This is a genomic window from Streptomyces sp. WMMB 714 (genome assembly GCF_900090125.1).
GTDB classification, from domain to species: domain Bacteria; phylum Actinomycetota; class Actinomycetes; order Streptomycetales; family Streptomycetaceae; genus Streptomyces; species Streptomyces daqingensis.
In genome coordinates this window covers 162,893-181,384 of the sequence record NZ_FMHJ01000015.1, presented here as the reverse complement: position 1 = coordinate 181,384, position 18,492 = coordinate 162,893, and the positions used below count along the sequence as shown (strand labels likewise).

Here is an 18,492-nt window from a genome sequence, read left to right as displayed (position 1 = left end):
CTACGCTGGACCGGGCAGCAGCACGGCGGACAAGGAGCGGAGCGGGCACGTGGCGGTACGAGCGGTGCGGGGAGCCGTCCAGCTGGAGCGGGACGAGGCCGGGCACATGCACGAGCAGGTCTCGGCGCTGATGACGAGCGTCCTGGAGCGCAACGGCCTCACCCCGGAGGACCTGATAAGCGTCTGGTTCACGGCCACCCCCGACCTGCACAGCGACTTCCCCGCGGCGGCCGCCCGCAAGATCGGCATCACCGACGTGCCGCTCATCTGCGCCCAGGAACTGGACGTCGCGGGTGCCATGCCGCGCGTGGTGCGCGTGCTGGCCCACATCGAGTCGGATCTCCCCAGGTCCGAGGTCAACCACGTGTACCTCGGCGCCGCCGCCGCTCTCCGCAAGGACATCGCCCAGTAATGCGTACCGCCCTCGTCGTCGGCACGGGCCTCATCGGCACCTCAGCGGCGCTCGCCATGACGGCGCGCGGCGTGCGGGTGCATCTGCGGGACACCGATCCGCAGCGGATCCGTACCGCGGCGTCCCTCGGAGCCGGCACGGACGCCGAACCGGACGGCCCCGTCGACCTCGCGGTGGTGGCGGTACCGCCCGCCCACGTGGCGCGCGTCGTCGCGGACGTGCAGCGCCTCGGCCTGGCGCGCGGCTGCATCGACGTGGCCAGCGTGAAGGGCGGCCCCCGCCGTGAGCTGCGCGAACTCGGCGGCGATCCCGTCGCCTACCTGGGCAGCCACCCCATGTCGGGCCGCGAGCAGAACGGGCCGCTCGCCGCCACCGCGGACCTCTTCGAGGGCCGGCCCTGGGTGCTCACGCCGACACCCGAGACCGACACCGAGGTGCTGAACCTCGCGCTCGAACTGATCGCGCTGTGCGGCGCGGTACCCGTGGTCATGGACGCCGACGCCCACGACCGCGCCGTCGCTCTCGTCTCGCACACCCCGCAGCTGCTCTCCAGCATGATCGCGGCCCGCCTGGAGTCCGCGGACGAGACGGCGGTGCGCCTGTGCGGGCAGGGCATCCGGGACGTCACGCGCATCGCGGCGTCCGACCCGGGGATGTGGGTGGAGATCCTCGCCGCCAACCCGGGGCCCGTCGCCGACGTCCTCGCCGCCGTCGCCGGTGACCTGGACGAGGCGGTACGGGCGCTGCGCGCGCTCGACTCCGCGGACGAGGAGAAGCGGGGCTCAGGCGCCGCCGGTATCGAGGACGTGCTGCGCCGGGGCAACGCCGGCAGGGCCCGCGTCCCGGGCAAGCACGGCCAGGCGCCCGCGGTCTACCGGACGGTGGCGGTGCTCATCAGCGACCGCCCGGGCGAGCTGGCCCGTATCTTCGCGGACGCCGGCGCCGCCGGCGTCAACATCGAGGACGTACGGATCGAGCACGCCACCGGCCAGCAGGCCGGCCACGTCCAGCTCATGGTGGAGCCGGGCGCCGCCGCGGCGCTGGAGTCGGCGCTGCGTGAGCGCGGCTGGTCGATGCGACACCTGTGAGGTTCACACCGGCAGAACTGGGCGGTCCCCGCAGCCGGTAGCCTTGGCCCGTGGCCGTTCGGCCTGCCCGCCCTGCCCGTGTAGAGAAAGGTCCTCCACAGCGTGTCTGCAGTGATTGTCGCCATCGACGGCCCCTCCGGCACGGGCAAGTCCAGCACCTCGAAGGCGGTGGCATCGGCGCTGGGCCTGAGCTACCTGGACACCGGGGCCCAGTACCGCGCCATCACGTGGTGGATGCTGACCAACGGCGTTCCCGTCGGCGACGCGGAGGCGGTGGCGGCCGCTTCCGGCAAGCCCGTGATCGTCTCCGGGACCGACCCGGCGGCGCCCGCCATCTCCGTGGACGGCGCGGACGCCTCGGGGCCGATCCGCACGCAGGAGGTCACCGCCGCGGTCAGCGCCGTCAGCGCGGTGCCCGAGGTGCGCGCCCGCATCACCGATCTGCAGCGGTCCATCGCGGCCGGAGCGGTGGGCGGCATCGTCGTCGAGGGCCGGGACATCGGCACCACGGTCCTTCCTGACGCCGACCTGAAGGTCTTCCTCACCGCCTCGCCGGAGGCCCGCGCCTCCCGCCGCAGCGGCGAGCTGAAGGGCAAGGAGGCCTCCGACGTCTCCACCACCCGCGAAGCGCTGATCAAGCGGGACCAGGCCGACTCCAGCCGCAAGACGTCCCCGCTGAAGAAGGCGGACGACGCCGTCGAGGTGGACACCACGGAGCTGTCCCTCGAACAGGTCGTCGAGTGCGTGGTGACGCTCGTCGAGAAGGCGGCGGCGGAGAAGTCCCGCGGAGCCGGCACGGCCGCCGCGGCCACGGCGAACGAGAAGGCGGGGCAGATCTCCAAGTGACGTCCACCGGGGGAGCACCCGGTGCGCGGGGGGCCGCGACGGGGCGCCGCATCGGCCTCGGCCTGATGCACGGCCTGTGGCGTCCCCGCGTGCTCGGTGCGCGGCGAGTGCCCGCGAGCGGTCCGGTGATCCTCGCCGTCAACCACTCGCACATCATCGACGGACCGATGCTGATGGGCATCGCGCCCCGCCCCGTCCACTTCCTCATCAAGCGGGAGGCGTTCGTGGGCCCGCTCGGCCCGTTCCTGCGGGGCATCGGGCAGATCGAGGTCGACCGCAGCTCGGCCGACCGCGCCGCGATCCACCGGGCGCTGGCCGTGCTGGAGGGCGGCGGGGTGCTGGGGATATTCCCCGAAGGGACCCGCGGCGAGGGCGACTTCGCCTCGCTGCGCTCGGGGCTCGCCTACTTCGCCGTACGCTCCGGCGCGCCCGTCGTCCCGGTGGCGGTGCTGGGCAGCAACGACCGCCCGGGCAGGCTCGTCAGGGCGCTTCCCGCGCTGCGCAGCCGGGTCGACGTGGTCTTCGGCGACCCCTTCGAAGCGGGCGACGGCAGCGGGCGCCGTACCCGCAAGGCGCTCGACGAGGCCACTTCGCGAATCCAGCGCAGACTGACGGACCACCTGGCGGACGCGCGGCGGCAGACGGGACGCTGAGCACGCCCCGGCACCCGCGGGGCGCCCCGCAGCACCACGGACCGCACGCCCGGAGCGGACGGCCCGGCACACTTGCAGCAGCGAGCCGCCCGGAGACCTCCGGGCGGACGCGGACCACCTGATCAGGAACGACGAGGACGAGACGGCATGAACGACCAGAACCAGCACGGCGACGAGCCCGCGCACGAGCACGGTGAGCTCGGCGACGCCGAGTTCGCCCAGTTCATGGAGCTCGCCGCGGAAGAGGGCTTCGAAGCCGAAGAGGTCGAGGGGGCCCTGGAGGAGGCCTCGCACGGGCCGCTGCCGGTGCTCGCCGTCGTCGGACGCCCCAACGTCGGCAAGTCGACTCTGGTGAACCGCATCCTCGGCCGGCGCCAGGCCGTCGTCGAGGACCGCCCGGGCGTGACCCGGGACCGCGTCACCTACGAGGCCGAGTGGGCGGGCCGCCGCTTCAAGGTCGTCGACACCGGCGGCTGGGAGCAGGACGTGCTCGGGATGGAGGCGTCGGTGGCGGCGCAGGCCGAGTTCGCCGTGGAGGCCGCCGACGCGGTCGTCTTCGTGGTGGACGCCCAGGTCGGGGCCACGGACACCGACGAGGCCGTCGTGCGGATGCTGCGCAAGGCCGGCAAGCCGGTCGTGCTCTGCGCCAACAAGGTCGACGGTCCGACGGGCGAGGCCGACGCCGCCTACCTGTGGGGCCTCGGCCTCGGCGAACCGCACCCCGTCTCCGCCCTCCACGGGCGCGGTACGGGCGACCTTCTCGACGTGGTCCTCGACACCCTGCCGGAGGCCCCTGAGCAGACCTTCGGTGCCGGCGGGGTCGGCGGCCCGAGGCGCGTGGCGCTCATCGGGCGTCCCAACGTCGGCAAGTCCTCGCTGCTGAACAAGGTGGCGAAGGAGGACCGCGTCGTCGTCAACGAGGAGGCGGGCACCACGCGGGACCCGGTCGACGAGCTCATCGAACTCGCCGGCCGCACTTGGATGTTCGTCGACACCGCGGGCATCCGCCGCCGCGTGCACCTCCAGGAGGGCGCCGACTACTACGCCTCGCTGCGCACGACGGCCGCCCTGGAGAAGGCCGAGGTCGCGGTCGTTCTGATCGATGTGACGGAGTCGATCAGCGTTCAGGACCTGCGCATCATCACCATGGCCGTGGAGGCCGGACGCGCACTCGTCATCGCCTACAACAAGTGGGACAACCTCGACGACGAGCGCCGCTTCTACCTGGAGCGGGAGATCGAGAGGGACCTCGTCCAGGTGCGCTGGGCGCCGAGGGTGAACATCTCGGCCCGTACGGGACGGCACATGGAGAAGCTCGTACCTGCCATCGAGACGGCGCTCGAAGGGTGGGAGACCCGCGTCCCCACCGGGAAGCTCAACTCCTTCCTCGGCGAGATCGTCGCGGCGAACCCGCACCCGGTGCGGGGCGGCAAGCAGCCCCGCATCCTCTTCGGCACGCAGGCCGGGATCAGGCCGCCGCGGTTCGTGCTGTTCGCCTCGGGGTTCCTGGAGGCGGGCTACCGGCGCTTCATCGAGCGGCGGCTGCGCGAGGAGTTCGGCTTCGAGGGGACGCCCGTGCACATGTCGGTGCGGGTGCGTGAGAAGCGCGGCAAGAAGAAGTAGCCGGCCTTCGCGGGCCGGGCGGCGCCGCACCCGCTGCGGTGTGCGGCGCCCGGGCGACGGTGTCGGTGCCGTCGCCGTCGTTCAGTGTCCGTACGTGCGTCCGTTCTGCTGCCCTGGGGGCAGTGCGGCGGGCTTGCCGCCGGTGCGCTTCGGAAGCAGTTCGTGCGGCCACTCGCCACCGCGCCAGCTCCCGCCGCCCAGCTGGCCGGCCGCCGTGCCGTGCGTCAGGCCGAAGCCCTCGAACCGCAGCTCCTCCTCGCCGGAGCGGTCGCCGGGGAGCGTACGGAAGAGCCTGCTGTACTCGGCGTACAGGGCGTCGTAGATGGGTGTGCCGGAGCCGGGCGAGGGGGATTCGCGGCTGTGGCGCATACCGGGGATGAGTCCCTGGTCGCGGTACGGGCGGTGGGCTCTGGAAGGTTCGTAAGGCTGCACGTCTGGCCAAACGACCGCGCCGCCCGGCGGATGCGGGGCGGCGCGGCGAATGACCTGTTCGCAGGGGTGGGTCAGGGGCGTACGTGCGAACGGCACGCCCTGGCGAGCCTGCTCCCGCGGGGTACGCCCGGGGTCTCCCGAGGCCCGGCGGACCGCGGGAGGCTGTCAGCCCTGCAGAGGCATCGTGGCCGCGACCAGCACTCCTCGTGCCGCGGCCTGGACCAGGGCCTCCCGCAGCAGGTCCTCGCGGGGCTGGTGGCCGATGGAGCCGGTGGGGGCGGCGTAGACGAGCACCGTCCCGTTCCTGTTGGCGGACTCCCGCCACTCCTCGGTGACGGGCAGCGCCTGGTGCGCCTGCCACCAGGCGGTGGGCTGGCCGGTTCCGCCGGAGGGCGGCTGGAGGATGGCGTGGAGCTGGCCCATGGCGACCAGTACGGACCAGCCGGACACGGGCGCCGGCGGCTCCCCGAGGCCGGTGACGTGCTGGAAGCCCTGCTCGGCGAGGAGCGGCAGGAAGTCGTCGCCGGGGCCGCTCGTGCCGGGGCGCGCGATGCGGGACGTCGGCTCGACGACGACGGCGGCGTGGACGGTCCGCTCGATCAGGACCTGCCCGCAGGTGACGCTCAGCACCGCACGCTCCGGGGACGGACGCCCCGGTGCGGCGGGGAACGCGGGAGAACCGGGAGAGGCGGGCCGGGGCACCGCGCCGGCGCCGGCCGTGCCTCCGGGCGTCCCGTACGCGTCGGGGGCCTGCCGGCCGGGGTGGCCGGAAGGTGCCGCGGCGTACCCGGCAGGGGCCGGGACGCCCTCCTGGTAGCCGTAGCCGCCGCCGTACCCGTCCCGGTAGCCGTCCCCGTAGTGCGTGGCCTGGCCGGGGACGCTTCCGAACTGCTGGCCGGGACCGGGTGCGCTCCCGAAGCCCTGGCCGGGGCCGGGCGCGTAGCCGTAGCCTCCGCCGTGGCCCGCCGCCGGATCGGCGCCGTAGCCGTACCCCGGGTCCGCGGCGGCGGCGCCCGCGGTGCCTGCGGCCCCGGCCTCGGCGGTGATCGTGCGGACCGCTCCCTGCACCTGCTCCTCCGAGACCTTCACCACCTGCGAGGGGATGCACGCGGCGTGCGCGAAGGCGAGGACGGCGGTCTCCTCGCCCACGAACAGCACGGCGGTGGTGGGCATGCGACCGGTGTCGCCGGGAGTGCGGCACGAGGTGCAGTCGTAGGCGCCCGGGGCGTTCTCGCCGGCGAGCAGCCTGTCGGCTTCATCGTCGCCGATCTCGGCGCGTACGTCGTCGCTGACATCGAGCAAGGGGGACACAGGGGCTCCTGGCGTTCGGTTCTTGTCCCATGGACAACGGGAGAGCCGTGGTCGCGGTCACGCGCGGGGGACGACCGGAATGCGCGGGGGAGGGCGCCGTGCCCTGCTGCTGGGAGTGGTCAACCGATGTAGTGGGCAGGCAAGTTCCAGAATCTTCTTCACAATTTCGGAACTGTTCTGGGACAAGTCCGTGATAGCGCCCAACCATCACCCTCCCTACCCGGTCTAGCCATCGGAAGGCGGGCAGTAGGGGACTGACCGCGACGAACGCGTGGGGGGCGGGCAAAATGCACATCGCGTTTCTGATCAACAGCGGCTACGGGATGGGCGGGACGATCCGCACCACGTACAACCTGGCGTCGAAGCTGGCGGAGCAGCACGACGTCGAGGTCGTCTCCGTCTTCCGGTACAGGGACCGGCCGTTCTTCGACCCGGGGCCCGGAGTCCGGCTGCGCTCGCTCGTCGACATGCGGCGGCACAGCCCGCACCACGCGAGAGACGATCCTCAACACGCCCTTCCGGCCCGCGTGTTCCCGGACTGCGACGGCCGTCATCCGCAGTACAGCGCCCTCACCGACCGCCGCATCGGCGAGTACCTGGCGGCCACGGAGGCGGACGTCGTCATCGGCACCCGCCCCGGGCTCAACGCCCACATAGCGCGCCAGACGCGCCGCGGGCCCGCCCGGCTGGGCCAGGAGCACCTCACGCTGGCGACGCACTCGGCGCGCATGAAGCTGATGCTGCGCGACACCTACCCGCGCCTCGACGCGATCACGACGGTGACCGAGGCCGACGCCCGCGACTACCGCCGCATCCTCCGCCTGCCGGGTGTCCGCGTCGAGGCGCTGCCCAACAGCGTCCCCGCGCCGCACGTCAGCCCGGCGGACAGCAGCGGCAAGTGGGTCGTCGCCGCGGGACGGCTGGCCCCGGCCAAGCGGTACGACGTGCTGATACGCGCCTTCGCGGGCGTCGTCGCGGAACGCCCCGACTGGGGTCTGAGGATCTACGGCAACGGCCGGGAACGGGACAGGCTGCGCGCCCTCATCGACGAACTCGGCCTGTACAACCACGTGTTCCTGATGGGGCCCGCGCACCCCATCGAGGCCGAATGGGCCAAGGGGGCCATAGGGGCCGTCACTTCGAGCCTGGAGTCGTTCGGCATGACCATCGTCGAGGCCATGCGGTGCGGCCTCCCCGTCGTGGCGACCGACTGCCCGCACGGCCCCGGCGAGATCATCCGCGACGGGTCCGACGGGCTGCTCGTACCGACGGGCGACGTCGGGGCCGTCACCGGCGCCCTGCTGCGTCTGATGAACGACGACGCTCTCAGGCAGCGCATGGGACGGGCCGCACTCGCCGCGTCCGCGCGCTTCGACCCCGCGTACGTCGCCGCGCGTTACGAGGACCTTCTGACGCAGCTGGTCAACCGCCGCGGAGCCACGGTCCACAGAGCGCGCGCCGCGCTGCTGGGCGGGGCGTACGCGGCCAAGGACGCGCTGTGCGCCCGACGCATCGCACTGCAGGGAGGACAGGCATGACCACCCGCGCCACCGGGACACCGACAGCGGCCGCATACCGGGGAGAGCCGGCGGGCGCCGCGCCGGCCGCACAGGTGCGCCCCCCGGTGGACCCTCCGCCGCACTCGCCGAAGCCCAAGTCCCGGCGTCCGCACGCCGATTGCACGGCGGACACCGCCGGGGGGATCACCATCGACGTGCGCCTTTCCGAGGGGCAGGCGGCAACCTCCGGCATGGCGCGAGCGGTGGAGGGCGGCGCCGCGCTGCTCCTGAGACGCCGCGGCGGGGGAGAGGGACCGGACGACACCGCCCGGCTGCCGCTCGGCCCCACCGGGACGGAGGGCGTGATGCGCGCCGTGCTGCCGAGCATCATGACGCTGCCCGAGGGCCGTTGGGACGCCTTCCTCGCCGTCGCCGAAGCGGAACCGCAGCGTCTGCTCTCCGGGCTGAACGACCTGCGTTCACTCGTGGACCGCGTGCCGCGGCAGGGACGTACCTGGCTGGGCGTGCGCATCCCCTACGCCACCAAGTACGGGAACCTCACGGTGCGTTCGTGGCTGCGCTGGCCGCACGCGGAGGCGGGGCAGCTGCACGTCGAGGACGGCCGGATGCGCCTGCGCGGGGTGCTCTTCGGCGCGCCGCTCGGCGGCGCCGCCCGGATCGAGGCACGGCCCCGTGACGGGGGACCGGCGGTATGCAGTCCGGCGGCCCGGGAGGTGCGTGCACCGGGCCGTTCCGGGGGACGGGCCGCCTGGCAGGCCGGAGCCGAGCCGGATGCGGCGACGGGCTTCACGGCCGAGCTGCCGTTCGCCGCGCTCGCGCCCGGGCACCGGGTGTGGGACCTGTGGCTGCGTCCGGAGGAGGGCGCCGAACCGGTCCGGATCGCCCGGATTCTCGACGACGTCCACGACAAGGGGCAGATCTTCAGCTATCCGCCGCAGCGCGTTACCGATGCCGGGGGAGTCCGGACGGTGCGGCCGTACTACACGCTCGACAACGACCTTTCCCTAAGGGTTTGCCTTTCGGATGCGTAGAAGCGGTGAAGCGGGCAACTCGGAGCCACGGAGGTGTCGTTCACATGGTTCCTATTCTGCTCGTACTGCTGTTGGCCCTGCTCCTCTTCGGGGCGGGCTTCGCGTTGAAGGCCCTGTGGTGGATCGCGGTGGCGGTACTCGTGATCTGGTTGCTCGGCTTCCTGCTGCGCACCACCAATGCGGGCGGAGGCAAGGCGCGCTGGTATCGCTGGTAGACGGCGATCGTTCCGCAGCGGAAGGCAAGTGACCGCCGGCGGAGCACTCTTGCAGCGGACAGGGCAGGGGCCCGGCCATCGGCCGGGCCCCTGCGGACCGTAGCTGTCCGCAAGCGGTGGCAGACTCGGCAGCATGGTCGAGACCTCGGCACGGCTGCTGCGGCTGCTGTCCCTGCTGCAATCCACTCGCGAATGGTCCGGCGCCGAACTGGCCGCCCGCCTGGGAGTCACGCCGCGCACCGTGCGCAGGGACGTGGACAGGCTGCGCGGCCTCGGCTACCCGGTGCACTCCACCACGGGCACGGCCGGCGGCTACCAGCTCGGCGCGGGCGCCCAGTTGCCTCCGCTGCTGCTCGACGACGAGGAGGCCGTCGCCGTCGCCGTCGGCCTGCGCACGGCGGCGAACGGCGGAGTGCAGGGCATCGAGGAGTCCTCGGAACGGGCCCTGGCGAAGCTTGAGCAGGTGCTGCCGCACCGGCTGCGGCGGAGGGTGAGCGCCCTCAACGCCTACACCGTGCCCATGCTGCCGACGCACCGGGCCCCGTCCGTGGAGGCGTCGGTCATCACGGAGCTCGCCCACTCCTGCCGCGATCACCAGCAGCTCCGGTTCGCCTACGAGGCGCACGACGGCACGGCCACGCGGCGTGTCGCGGAGCCCCACCGCCTGGTGAGCACCTACCGGCGCTGGTACCTCGTGGCCTGGGACGTGGACCGCGCCGACTGGCGCACCTTCCGCGTCGACCGCATCACGCTCACCCCGCCCCACGGTCCCCGCTTCACGCCCCGCACGCCTCCGGCGGAGGACCTCGCCGCCTGGGTCTCGGAGGGCGTCTCCGTACGGGCCTATCCCGCTCAGGCCGAGGTGCTGCTGCGCGTGCCGGTCGAGCGGGCCGCCGAGGTCGTCTCCCGCTCCTGGGGGACCCTGGAGGCGGTGGACGGGGAGAGCTGCCTCTTCCGTACGGCGGGGCCTTCGCTGGAAGTGCTCCTCCCCTACATCCTCATGCTCGGCTTCGACTTCGAAGTGCGGGAACCGGCAGAGCTGTTGCCGCTGGTCGAGACCCTGCGGGACCGGCTGGACAGGGCCCGGGGCGGAAACTGACGGACCGGAAGTCCGGGTTTCGCTTCCGACTTCCGTATCGGCGCTTGTCGCACTGGCGGTCGCATGGTCACGACTTCAAGTGACGGTAATCGCATGATCGGTCACTCGCCGCGACTTCCCTTCGAGTCGAAGCGCGCGTCCCGTCCGTTCCCGGAAAGCGTTCGCGTGCGAGCCCGAACCCTATTTCCATGGCCGCACGACGGCTTCGCACGAAGAGTCACCGCCGAAGTAATCCGGCTGCCGTGCAAGGTTTCTGACGGAGCGTCCGCAAAGGAATTCGGTAAGGAAAAGGACGCCTCCTGTGCGCGGGAATTCCAGTCGGCGTACATGCCCCGTACGAGTGACACCGGGAAGGCCGGAGTCTCCGTCGGCCACTGTGACAAGAGTGTGACGAGGTGACGATACGTCCCGTACCTCCGGCGGTACGGTTGCGTCATGGCACCGGAATCCACCCCCCAGGGCACACCGCAGGACGAGCCGGAGAGCTACGTCGGACTCTCCGCTTCCGAGGCCGAGGAGCGCGCCTACGCACGCGGCTGGACCACCGTGCGGTCGCTCCCCCCGGACGCGATCATCACCATGGAGTACCTCAGCGGACGGCTCAACTTCTCCGTCGCGAAGGACACCGGGACAGTGGTGCGCTGCTGGCCGGGCTGAGCCCGCGCCGGCCCCGCTGCGCACACGCGTGTGGCCCCGGAACCCTCAAGGGCTCCGGGGCCACACGCGTGCGGTGGTGCGGGGCCTTATCGGCCTCCCGGCCGGGCCCGGGCGGGCTCCCCGTTCCTCCGCCCTCTTCGGCTGCCGCCGATCCGCGAGGCGCCCGTAGGGGGCTCGGTCACTTGCCGCGCGGCCCCAGAGGCGCCGGGCGGGGCTGCGAGCGGTCCCCGTACGGGCGCCGGGGACCCGCGGGCGGCTGCGGCGTGACGGGCGCCCGCTCCGTGCGCAGCGGATGCTGCCGCCCGGGAGCGTGGTGCAGCCGGGCCGCTCCCATTCCCGTGCCCGGGGAGGACGGAGCCGGGGCACGGCCCCCGACGACGGCGGTGTCGCCGTGCTGCGCCTCCTCCGCCGTCATCTCCTCGGCAGGGCGTGCCCTGCCGGACGGCAGCAGAGGCTGCCGCGTGACGGGGGAGAGCGGCGAGGGGGCCAGGCCGGGGATCCGCGAGGTGCTCCTGCGGTCCCGCCAGGCGAGGATGTGGTCCTCGGCGGTGGCGATGGCCGGCTCCGCCCAGGGCAGCGCCAGCAGGATCAGAAGCCCCGCGGCCCAGCCGAGCAGCACGTCGCTCACCCAGTGCGTACCGAGATAGGCGGTCGTCGCGCCGACTCCGAGAGCGAAGAACGCGGCGACCACGGACAGCACGCGGCGGGCGCGCGGCGTAGTGGCGAGATAGGCGAGGATGCCCCAGGTCACGACGGCGTTCGCCGTGTGACCCGAGGGGAATATGTCGCCGCCGGCGAAGAGTTCGGCCGATCCGACGGAGGTCGCGTAGTGCGGGCCGAGCCTGCCCAGGCCGATTTTCACGGCCCCCACGGTGATGTTGAGGGCCAGCAGGGACGTCCCGAGCACGAGAAGCGGCCGCAGGGTGCGCTGACGCCAGGAGCGCCAGCCGAGCCAGGCGGCGACCAGCACGGCCGTGGGGCCGCGCTGGCCGAGCACGACGAAGTAGTCCAGGAATGCGTGCATTTCGGGCCACTGCTTGTACGGCCGGAAGAGCATGACCTGCCAGTCCAGCCGCACCAGATCCGTGCTGAACAGGACGGCTATGACAATCACCGCATAGAGCCCCGTTGTCGCGCCGAACAACAGCTTGCGGGTCCGGCTCATCCGCGGGACGCCGCTGGTGCTCGGTCGCTCGGGCTCCTGTTCCAGCCGGGCGAGTAGTCGGTCGATACGCACCCAATCGACGTTACAACGGCTCTGAGAGATGCCTGTACACGTCAGGGGGTTCGTGATGACGATGTGATGTGGAGTGTGTCTCATGGCGGTGTTTGGGGCTGTGAATTCCCGTGGCTTATCCAGGGTTTAACCCGTGCATTACGGATGCTCCTCAGCGCCTTCCGGCGCTCCTGGGGCGAATTTCTGTTCACCGTCGGTTGTCAGGGAATTCCGCCGTCCTTTTCCCCTCGTGTTCCCCTTCCGCGCATGCCAGTTGACGCCGCGACGGGCGGCGGTGCTCCGGCGCGCGCGGCTGCGAGCGGGCGTGTGCCCGCTGTGCGCTGGTGACATGCGCCACGCGGTCGTCCGGCAGACTCGCGTACCCTGACGGCCACTCGCCCTAGTTGCTCCGGGCTCGACGACGTCCGTCTCCGCCGCGGCGGACAGAGGCGTCGCACCGCCGCCCGGCGCCGCCCCCACCGCCCAGGGCGAGCGCGAGAGGAGGTGCGCAGATGTCCGGGACGACCACAGCCGGAGCCGAAGGGCCCAAGGCGAACGCTTCCGTGCACGGGGCGGGACGCCCTGCCTCCGCCGCCGCGTCAGGTGCGAACCGCTGGGTCGTTCTCGTCGTCCTGTGCACCAGCCTGCTGCTGGTCGCCATCGACGCCACCGTGCTGCACGTCGCCGTACCGGCTGTCTCCGGCGAGCTGCGGCCCGGCTCCGTCGAGCTGCTGTGGATCGTGGACACCTATCCGCTCGTCTGCGCCTCGCTGCTCATCCTCTTCGGCACGCTCGGCGACCGGATCGGACGGCGCCGTGTGCTGCTCTTCGGCTACGCGCTGTTCGCGGTGGCCTCCGCCGTGGCCGCCTACGCGCAGACACCGGACATGCTCATAGCGGCGCGGGCCCTGCTCGGCGTCGGCGGCGCGATGATCATGCCCGCCACGCTCTCGATACTGCGCCAGGTCTTCCCCGACCGGCGCGAGCGTGCGCTCGCCATCGGCATCTGGAGCGCCGTGGCCGCGGTCGGCGCGGCGGTCGGACCGCTGGTGGGCGGTGCGCTGCTGGAGCACTTCTGGTGGGGCTCGGTCTTCATCATCAACATCCCGCTGATGGCCGCCAGCCTGCCCGTCGGCCGCTGGCTGCTCCCGGAGTCCACGGGCAGCCGCGAGGGCCCCTGGGACGTGCTCGGGGCGGTGATGGCCGCGGGGGGCCTCTTCGGCGTCATCCTCGGGGTCAAGGAAGCGGGCAGCGGCGACCCGTTCTCGCCCCAGGCGGCCGTCCCCCTCCTGGCGGGCTCGGCGCTCCTCGCGCTCTTCGTCCGCCGCCAGCGCCGGCGCCCCTACCCGCTCATCGACGTACGCGCAGTGGCGCGACGGGCCTTCGGTACGGCGGTCGGCTGCATCGTCCTCACCGTCCTCGCGCTGGTCGGGCTCGCCCTGATCGCCGCGCAGTACCTCCAGCTGGTCCTCGGCCTCTCGCCGCTGGAGACCGGGCTGCGGCTGCTGCCCCTCTCGCTGGCGGCCATCGCCGCCGGCCTCGCCGGATCGCGACTGCTGGGCTTGCTGGGACCGCGCACCATGGTCGGGCTCGGCTTCGTCCTCACCGCGCTCGCGGTGCTCGTGCTGACGGGCGTCGGCCAGGAGGACCGGCCCGCGCTGCTCATCGGCGGGTTCGTGCTGCTCGGCTTCGGCCTGGAGACCACGCTCTTCGGCTGCTACGAGTCCATGCTCAGCGAGGCCCCGGCCTCCACCGCGGGCGGTGCGGCCGCGATCGGCGAGACGGCGTACCAGCTCGGGGCGGGCATGGGCATCGCTGTGCTCGGGACCGTGATGAACGCCGCGTACGCCCCCGGTGTGCGCGATGTGCCGGGCGTCTCCGAGGCGGCCGGAGCCGGTGCCGGGCACTCGCTCGGCGAGGCGTACGGCATCGCGGCCCGGCTGGGAGGACCCGACGGCGAGGCGCTCCGCTCGGCCGCGCGCGAGGCGTTCGTGCACGGCATGCACGTCACACTGGCCGTCAGCGCGGTCCTGCTGCTCCTCGGCGCGCTCGCGGCCCTCAGGCTGCCGCGCTCGATGGAGCCCGGGCGGGACGAGGCGCAGCACGACGGCGCGGAGGCCGCCTCGGCGGAGGCGGGGGCCGCGGAGCTCGGCTCGGCCGCAGACGCGAAGACCGCAGACGCGAGCCCCGCAGACGGGATGACCGCAGGCGTGGAAGGCGGGACGGACCGCGCTGCGGCCGACGGGACGGACCAGGGGCCCAAGCGCGGGAGCGCGGCGAAGGAAGAGCGTGCGGCGGGCGCCGCGCGGGGCGGGCAGGAGGCTGCCGGCGAGCGCGGTACGGCGGCGGGGAGGCTGCCGAGGCAGCCGGACCGCGGCCGCGGCGAGTCGTCCCGGGCGCCGGGCGCGCCGCGCTCCGCCGCTGACGAAGCCCTGCTGCCGAGCGCCGGTACCCGGCCGTAGCGACTGTCTGGGGCAGCGGCCTCCGGGCCGCCCCCGCGTGACCGCCGGCTCGGCTGTGCCGTGGCCGGCGACGCGGGGGTCAGCTCTGGTTGAAGAAGCCGCCTTCGGCGGCGCGGCGGCTCTCTCCCCCGACGATCTTGTAGTCGTCGGGAGTCAGCAGGAACACGCGCGTCGCCACTCTTTCGATGGACCCGCGCAGCCCGAAGGTGAGCCCGGCGGCGAAGTCCACGACGCGCTTGGCGTCGGCGGACTCCATCATCGTGAGGTTGATGATGACGGGCACGCCGTCGCGGAAGAGTTCGCCGATGCCGCGGGCGTCGCGGAACCCGTCGGGCGTGACCGTGGCGATACGGGTGCCCTGGTCCTGCGCGGCCTCGGCGGTCACCCTGACCCGCGGATCCGTCACCCACGGCTCCCGCGCGGCGTCCCCGGGCTCCGGCCCCTCGGCGTAATCGTCGTCGTAGTAACGCATTTCGCTGTCGTCGACGAGGCCCAGCCAGGCACTCGCCTTGCGCACCGATCCCATGGACGCCTCCTCTCCTCTGCGCGGTCGTCCGCATTGCCATCGAGCGGCTCCGCCGCGGATCCGCATCCCTATCGTCGTCCATGATGCGGATGTTGCGCCAAGCGGATACCTGCCCAGAACGGGATTCGTGACGGTACTGGTGCAGAACATATGGCGCTCGGTCAGGGAAACAGTGGGGCCCGCGTGGTGACGGCGTGCAAGTTTCGCGGCCTGCGAGGTGCGGACCGGGTCGGTTTCGAGTCCGGGCAGAAGGATGCGGGCGGCCCGCACACCATGTTGGCCTGCCGATAAAGTGATGCCGCCGCACGACGCGTGCGAAACACTGTGCGAGGGGTCAACGGGTAAGCGGGGGAACGTTGTTCGGAATCATACGGCCGTGCAGCCATCGGCTGATCGGTCATCTGAAGACGGAGTGGATGGCGCACCTCTGCGGGCTCTGCCTCGCGCTGCGCGGGGCGAAGGGCCAGTTCAGCAGGGTGGCCACCAACTACGACGGTCTCATCGTCTCGGTGCTCGTCGACGCCCAGTCGCGGCAGCCGGGCGCCGCCGACGGCCGCCGGCGCACCGCGGGCCCGTGTCCGCTGCGCGGTATGCGCAGTGCGCCGGTCGCGCAGGGGGAGGGCGCGCGCCTGGCCGCCTCCGTCTCGCTCGTGCTCGCCTCCGCGAAGGTGCAGGACCATGTGGTGGACGGCGACGGCGTGTTGGGCCGCAGGCCGGTGGCCGCCGTGGCCCGGCGGATCGCGTCCGGCTGGGCGCGGGCGGGTGCGCGTACAGGGGCGGAGCTCGGGTTCGACACGGCGGTCCTGGTCGACGCCGTGGAGCGGCAGCAGGATGCCGAACTGGCCGTCGTACGGGGCGGATCCCTGCTGACGGTGACCGAGCCGACGGAGACGGCCACCGCGGCGGCCTTCGCGCACACCGCCGTACTGGCGGGACGCCCCGCGAACGCCGAACCCCTCGCGGAGGCGGGACGCCTCTTCGGGAGGCTCGCCCATCTCCTCGACGCCGTGGAGGACTTGGCGGCCGACGGGGAAGCGGGCCTGTGGAACCCCCTGACCGCGACGGGCACCGATCTCGCGGAGGCGCGGCGGCTGTGCGACGACGCCGTGCACGGCGTGAGGCTGGCGCTGCGTGAAGTCGACTTCGTGGACGGCGGGTTGGCGCACGTACTGCTCGCGCACGAGCTGCAGCGCTCGGTGCGGCGGGTCTTCGGCTCCGGCGCGGGCGGCTGCGCGCATCCGCCGTCCGGTGAGCAGCCGCCGGACGTCCTGCCGCCGCAGGCATCAGGAGAGCGGCCTCCCGGCCAGTCCCCGTGGATCACCCGCGACCCCACCGGTCCGCCGCCCCCGCCGCCGCGGCGCCGCGGCCTCCTCGCGGGCTGCGCGGTCTGGACGGGACTGTGCTGCACGGGCCAGGTCTGCTGCAGGGACCCGTACCACGACCCGTGGACGGGGGAGTCCCGCGAGGGCTGGTGCCACAAGTGCGACTGCTGCGACTGCGGTTGCGAGGGCTGCTCCTGCTGCGAGTGCGACGGCTGCTGCTGCGAGTGCTGCGACTGCGGCGTCTGAGACACGTGCCCTCGGTGTCGGAGACACGTGACTGCGGTGCCGGGACACGTGCCTGCGGCGTCGGAGGCACGGTGACCCCAGCTGCTGGAAGACCGCTGCCGAGGCCTCCTGTGCGGGCCGACCGGGACGTGGCGGCCGTCCGGCGGCGGTGGCCGGCAGCGAGTGGAGAAGCGTGAGAACGGAAACGGCGGAGTAGCCGCCGAAACGATTGTGAAATCCCGGTGAAGATGATTCTTCGCGGGCGGGAGTTTCACCGGAATGGCTTTCCTGATTAGCTCCGGCTTTCCGCGGTTGAAATCCCGTGAGTGGGGCCGCAATTGGGGGACGAAACAGGACAAGTCTGCATCTTGTGCCAGTTCAGGGCATGACTGCTCGTTATTGGGGCCGTGTCTTGTGCCTGTGGATCGACGCGCGTCACATTTCGACGGGTGCGACTGCCTGCGACGGGTCAATTTTTCGCGGGCAGAAGTGAAATCGGCCTTGTGTGGTGCGCTTCATTCTCGTAATACTCCTCGGTACGAGTTGGCATGGACGTGACTTCCCTGCCCGGGAAGATTCGGCGTCCGTACTTCCTCCGGGGCGTTCCCTCTGGTCCGGGTCGCCCCAACCCCCCACTGGAGGTTTTGAGTTGAGCGACAAGAAGCAGATAACGAAGCGGCGGATGGCTATCGCCGGCGCGGGTGTCGCGGCACTGGTCGCCGGTTCGCTGACCTGGAGCGCCAGTGCGTCGGAGGACGCGCCGAGTCTCAAGTCCCTGTCGAGCGCGTCGGCTTCGAAGCTTGCCTCGCAGCTCACGTCCGACATCAAGGCTGACGCCGGCTCCTACTACGACGCCAAGGCCAAGAAGCTGGTCGTCAACGTCACCGACGCCGCCGACAAGCAGCAGGTCGAGGCCGCCGGCGCCGAGGCCAAGGTCGTCGAGCACACGATGGCCAAGCTGAACTCGGTGAAGGACACTCTCACCAAGAACGACATGACGGGCACCGCCCGTGCCGTGGACGTGAAGTCCAACAAGGTCGTCATCACCGCCGACCAGACGGTCAAGGGCGAGAAGCTGGCCAAGCTGAAGAAGCAGGCGAAGGCGCAGGGCAGCGCGGTCGAGGTCAAGCGCAGCGCGGGCAAGTTCACCACCAAGATCGCGGGTGGCGACGCCATCCACGGCGACGGCGGCCGCTGCTCGCTCGGCTTCAACGTGACGCTCGACGGCAAGCCGGCCTTCCTCTCGGCGGGCCACTGCACCACGGCGATCGCCAGCTGGTCGGAGTCCGAGGGCGGTCCGGTCATCGCCGAGAGCGGCGACGGCGAGTTCCCGGGTGCCGACTACGGCATCGCCACCTACACCGGCGACACCGAGCACCCGAGCGAGGTGAACCTCTACGACGGCGGCACGCAGGAGATCACCGGCGCCGCCGAGGCCGAGGTCGGCCAGAAGGTCACCCGCAGCGGCAGCACCACGCAGGTCCACGACGGCACCGTCAAGGCCCTCGACGCCTCCGTCTCCTACCCGGAGGGCACCGTCAACGGCCTCATCCAGACCGACGTCTGCGCCGAGCCCGGCGACAGCGGCGGCTCCCTCTTCGCCGGCGACAAGGCTCTCGGCATGACCTCCGGCGGCAGCGGTGACTGCTCCTCCGGCGGCGAGACCTTCTTCCAGCCGGTGACGACCGCCCTCGAGGCCACGGGCGCCCAGCTTCCCTGAAGCGGCTCGCCACGGCACTGACAGGGCACATGCCGGTGTGAAAGCGCACTGAGCACTGTCACGGAACACAGCGGAACCCCCCGGGCACAGCCCGGGGGGTTCCGTCGTTCCTGGTGCGGCTCGCGCCCGGCCTC

General features: G+C 72.3%; 16 protein-coding genes and 2 pseudogenes. 13 read left to right on the top strand and 5 right to left on the bottom strand.

What is annotated here, in order from left to right; genetic code table 11:
• The first annotated feature begins 49 nt into the window (after window positions 1–49).
• The 5 genes from aroH (at window position 50) to der (ending at window position 4,622) form a co-directional block, all read left to right on the top strand.
• Entirely contained in the window at window positions 50–412 is a 363-nt protein-coding gene (gene aroH, locus H181DRAFT_RS24680) for a chorismate mutase (protein WP_045866605.1), read from the top strand.
• The gene (locus H181DRAFT_RS24675; RefSeq protein WP_045866604.1) at window positions 412–1,500 is read left to right on the top strand and encodes a prephenate dehydrogenase; all 1,089 of its coding nucleotides are present in this window, start codon (window positions 412–414) and stop codon (window positions 1,498–1,500) included. Before aroH ends, H181DRAFT_RS24675 begins: the two co-directional genes overlap by 1 nt.
• A gap of 111 nt (window positions 1,501–1,611) precedes the next feature.
• Complete coding sequence (gene cmk, locus H181DRAFT_RS24670; protein WP_074468033.1) at window positions 1,612–2,346, top strand: (d)CMP kinase; 735 nt, start codon at window positions 1,612–1,614, stop codon at window positions 2,344–2,346.
• Window positions 2,347–2,411: 65 nt separating this feature from the next.
• Complete coding sequence (locus H181DRAFT_RS24665) at window positions 2,412–2,999, top strand: lysophospholipid acyltransferase family protein (RefSeq protein WP_074468036.1); 588 nt, start codon at window positions 2,412–2,414, stop codon at window positions 2,997–2,999.
• A 147-nt stretch (window positions 3,000–3,146) separates the two neighbouring features.
• Window positions 3,147–4,622, top strand: coding sequence for a ribosome biogenesis GTPase Der (gene der / locus H181DRAFT_RS24660; RefSeq protein ID WP_045866601.1), 1,476 nt, complete (start codon window positions 3,147–3,149; stop codon window positions 4,620–4,622).
• A gap of 81 nt (window positions 4,623–4,703) precedes the next feature.
• Here the strand turns inward: der and H181DRAFT_RS24655 are convergent, their stop codons facing one another.
• The 3 genes and pseudogenes from H181DRAFT_RS24655 to H181DRAFT_RS24645 all read right to left on the bottom strand — a co-directional run.
• On the bottom strand, window positions 4,704–4,991 hold the full coding sequence (locus H181DRAFT_RS24655) for a hypothetical protein (RefSeq protein WP_045866600.1): 288 nt from the start codon (window positions 4,989–4,991) through the stop codon (window positions 4,704–4,706).
• A gap of 228 nt (window positions 4,992–5,219) precedes the next feature.
• Window positions 5,220–5,702: pseudogene (locus H181DRAFT_RS30065) on the bottom strand (hypothetical protein); the annotation flags it as partial.
• 387 nt (window positions 5,703–6,089) lie between these two features.
• Window positions 6,090–6,365 (bottom strand): annotated as a pseudogene (locus H181DRAFT_RS24645) (hypothetical protein); the annotation flags it as partial.
• 287 nt (window positions 6,366–6,652) lie between these two features.
• On the opposite strand from H181DRAFT_RS24645, the gene H181DRAFT_RS24640 reads away from it, so the two are divergent.
• The 5 genes from H181DRAFT_RS24640 to H181DRAFT_RS24620 all read left to right on the top strand — a co-directional run bounded on the left by H181DRAFT_RS24640 (window position 6,653) and on the right by H181DRAFT_RS24620 (window position 10,887).
• The gene (locus tag H181DRAFT_RS24640; protein ID WP_045866598.1) at window positions 6,653–7,903 is read left to right on the top strand and encodes a glycosyltransferase family 4 protein; all 1,251 of its coding nucleotides are present in this window, start codon (window positions 6,653–6,655) and stop codon (window positions 7,901–7,903) included.
• Window positions 7,900–8,916: a hypothetical protein gene (locus H181DRAFT_RS24635; protein ID WP_052708710.1), complete on the top strand. Its 1,017-nt coding sequence runs from the start codon at window positions 7,900–7,902 to the stop codon at window positions 8,914–8,916. Before H181DRAFT_RS24640 ends, H181DRAFT_RS24635 begins: the two co-directional genes overlap by 4 nt.
• A gap of 44 nt (window positions 8,917–8,960) precedes the next feature.
• Complete coding sequence (locus H181DRAFT_RS24630) at window positions 8,961–9,131, top strand: hypothetical protein (protein WP_045866597.1); 171 nt, start codon at window positions 8,961–8,963, stop codon at window positions 9,129–9,131.
• A 133-nt stretch (window positions 9,132–9,264) separates the two neighbouring features.
• Window positions 9,265–10,230, top strand: a complete 966-nt coding sequence (locus H181DRAFT_RS24625) for a helix-turn-helix transcriptional regulator (protein ID WP_045866596.1) — start codon at window positions 9,265–9,267, stop codon at window positions 10,228–10,230.
• 435 nt (window positions 10,231–10,665) lie between these two features.
• Complete coding sequence (locus tag H181DRAFT_RS24620) at window positions 10,666–10,887, top strand: proteinase inhibitor I78 (RefSeq protein WP_045866595.1); 222 nt, start codon at window positions 10,666–10,668, stop codon at window positions 10,885–10,887.
• A 178-nt stretch (window positions 10,888–11,065) separates the two neighbouring features.
• Here the strand turns inward: H181DRAFT_RS24620 and H181DRAFT_RS24615 are convergent, their stop codons facing one another.
• Entirely contained in the window at window positions 11,066–12,124 is a 1,059-nt protein-coding gene (locus tag H181DRAFT_RS24615; RefSeq protein WP_045866594.1) for a phosphatase PAP2 family protein, read from the bottom strand.
• Window positions 12,125–12,615: 491 nt separating this feature from the next.
• Here H181DRAFT_RS24615 and H181DRAFT_RS24610 point away from each other — a divergent pair, with 491 nt between their 5' ends.
• Window positions 12,616–14,565: an MFS transporter gene (locus tag H181DRAFT_RS24610; protein WP_078895942.1), complete on the top strand. Its 1,950-nt coding sequence runs from the start codon at window positions 12,616–12,618 to the stop codon at window positions 14,563–14,565.
• A gap of 79 nt (window positions 14,566–14,644) precedes the next feature.
• On the opposite strand, the gene H181DRAFT_RS24605 is transcribed toward H181DRAFT_RS24610, so the two are convergent.
• Window positions 14,645–15,091 (bottom strand): cell division protein SepF, encoded by a 447-nt coding sequence (locus tag H181DRAFT_RS24605; protein ID WP_045866593.1) that lies wholly within the window; start codon window positions 15,089–15,091, stop codon window positions 14,645–14,647.
• A 356-nt stretch (window positions 15,092–15,447) separates the two neighbouring features.
• On the opposite strand from H181DRAFT_RS24605, the gene H181DRAFT_RS24600 reads away from it, so the two are divergent.
• Together H181DRAFT_RS24600 and H181DRAFT_RS24595 are read left to right on the top strand one after the other, a co-directional pair.
• Window positions 15,448–16,659, top strand: a complete 1,212-nt coding sequence (locus tag H181DRAFT_RS24600; protein ID WP_074468031.1) for a DUF5685 family protein — start codon at window positions 15,448–15,450, stop codon at window positions 16,657–16,659.
• A 661-nt stretch (window positions 16,660–17,320) separates the two neighbouring features.
• On the top strand, window positions 17,321–18,358 hold the full coding sequence (locus tag H181DRAFT_RS24595) for a S1 family peptidase (RefSeq protein ID WP_045866591.1): 1,038 nt from the start codon (window positions 17,321–17,323) through the stop codon (window positions 18,356–18,358).
• Window positions 18,359–18,492: the final 134 nt, after the last annotated feature.

Excerpts from the sequence above, each read along its gene's own strand:
- H181DRAFT_RS24675 (WP_045866604.1), top strand. The coding sequence starts at position 412 with ATGCGTACCGCCCTCGTCGTCGGCACGGGCCTCATCGGCACCTCAGCG.
- H181DRAFT_RS24665 (WP_074468036.1), top strand. The coding sequence starts at position 2,412 with ATGCACGGCCTGTGGCGTCCCCGCGTGCTCGGTGCGCGGCGAGTGCCC.
- der (WP_045866601.1), top strand. The coding sequence starts at position 3,147 with ATGAACGACCAGAACCAGCACGGCGACGAGCCCGCGCACGAGCACGGT.
- H181DRAFT_RS24655 (WP_045866600.1), bottom strand. The coding sequence starts at position 4,991 with ATGCGCCACAGCCGCGAATCCCCCTCGCCCGGCTCCGGCACACCCATC.
- H181DRAFT_RS24640 (WP_045866598.1), top strand. The coding sequence starts at position 6,653 with ATGCACATCGCGTTTCTGATCAACAGCGGCTACGGGATGGGCGGGACG.
- H181DRAFT_RS24635 (WP_052708710.1), top strand. The coding sequence starts at position 7,900 with ATGACCACCCGCGCCACCGGGACACCGACAGCGGCCGCATACCGGGGA.
- H181DRAFT_RS24630 (WP_045866597.1), top strand. The coding sequence starts at position 8,961 with ATGGTTCCTATTCTGCTCGTACTGCTGTTGGCCCTGCTCCTCTTCGGG.
- H181DRAFT_RS24625 (WP_045866596.1), top strand. The coding sequence starts at position 9,265 with ATGGTCGAGACCTCGGCACGGCTGCTGCGGCTGCTGTCCCTGCTGCAA.
- H181DRAFT_RS24620 (WP_045866595.1), top strand. The coding sequence starts at position 10,666 with ATGGCACCGGAATCCACCCCCCAGGGCACACCGCAGGACGAGCCGGAG.
- H181DRAFT_RS24610 (WP_078895942.1), top strand. The coding sequence starts at position 12,616 with ATGTCCGGGACGACCACAGCCGGAGCCGAAGGGCCCAAGGCGAACGCT.
- H181DRAFT_RS24605 (WP_045866593.1), bottom strand. The coding sequence starts at position 15,091 with ATGGGATCGGTGCGCAAGGCGAGTGCCTGGCTGGGCCTCGTCGACGAC.
- H181DRAFT_RS24595 (WP_045866591.1), top strand. The coding sequence starts at position 17,321 with ATGGCTATCGCCGGCGCGGGTGTCGCGGCACTGGTCGCCGGTTCGCTG.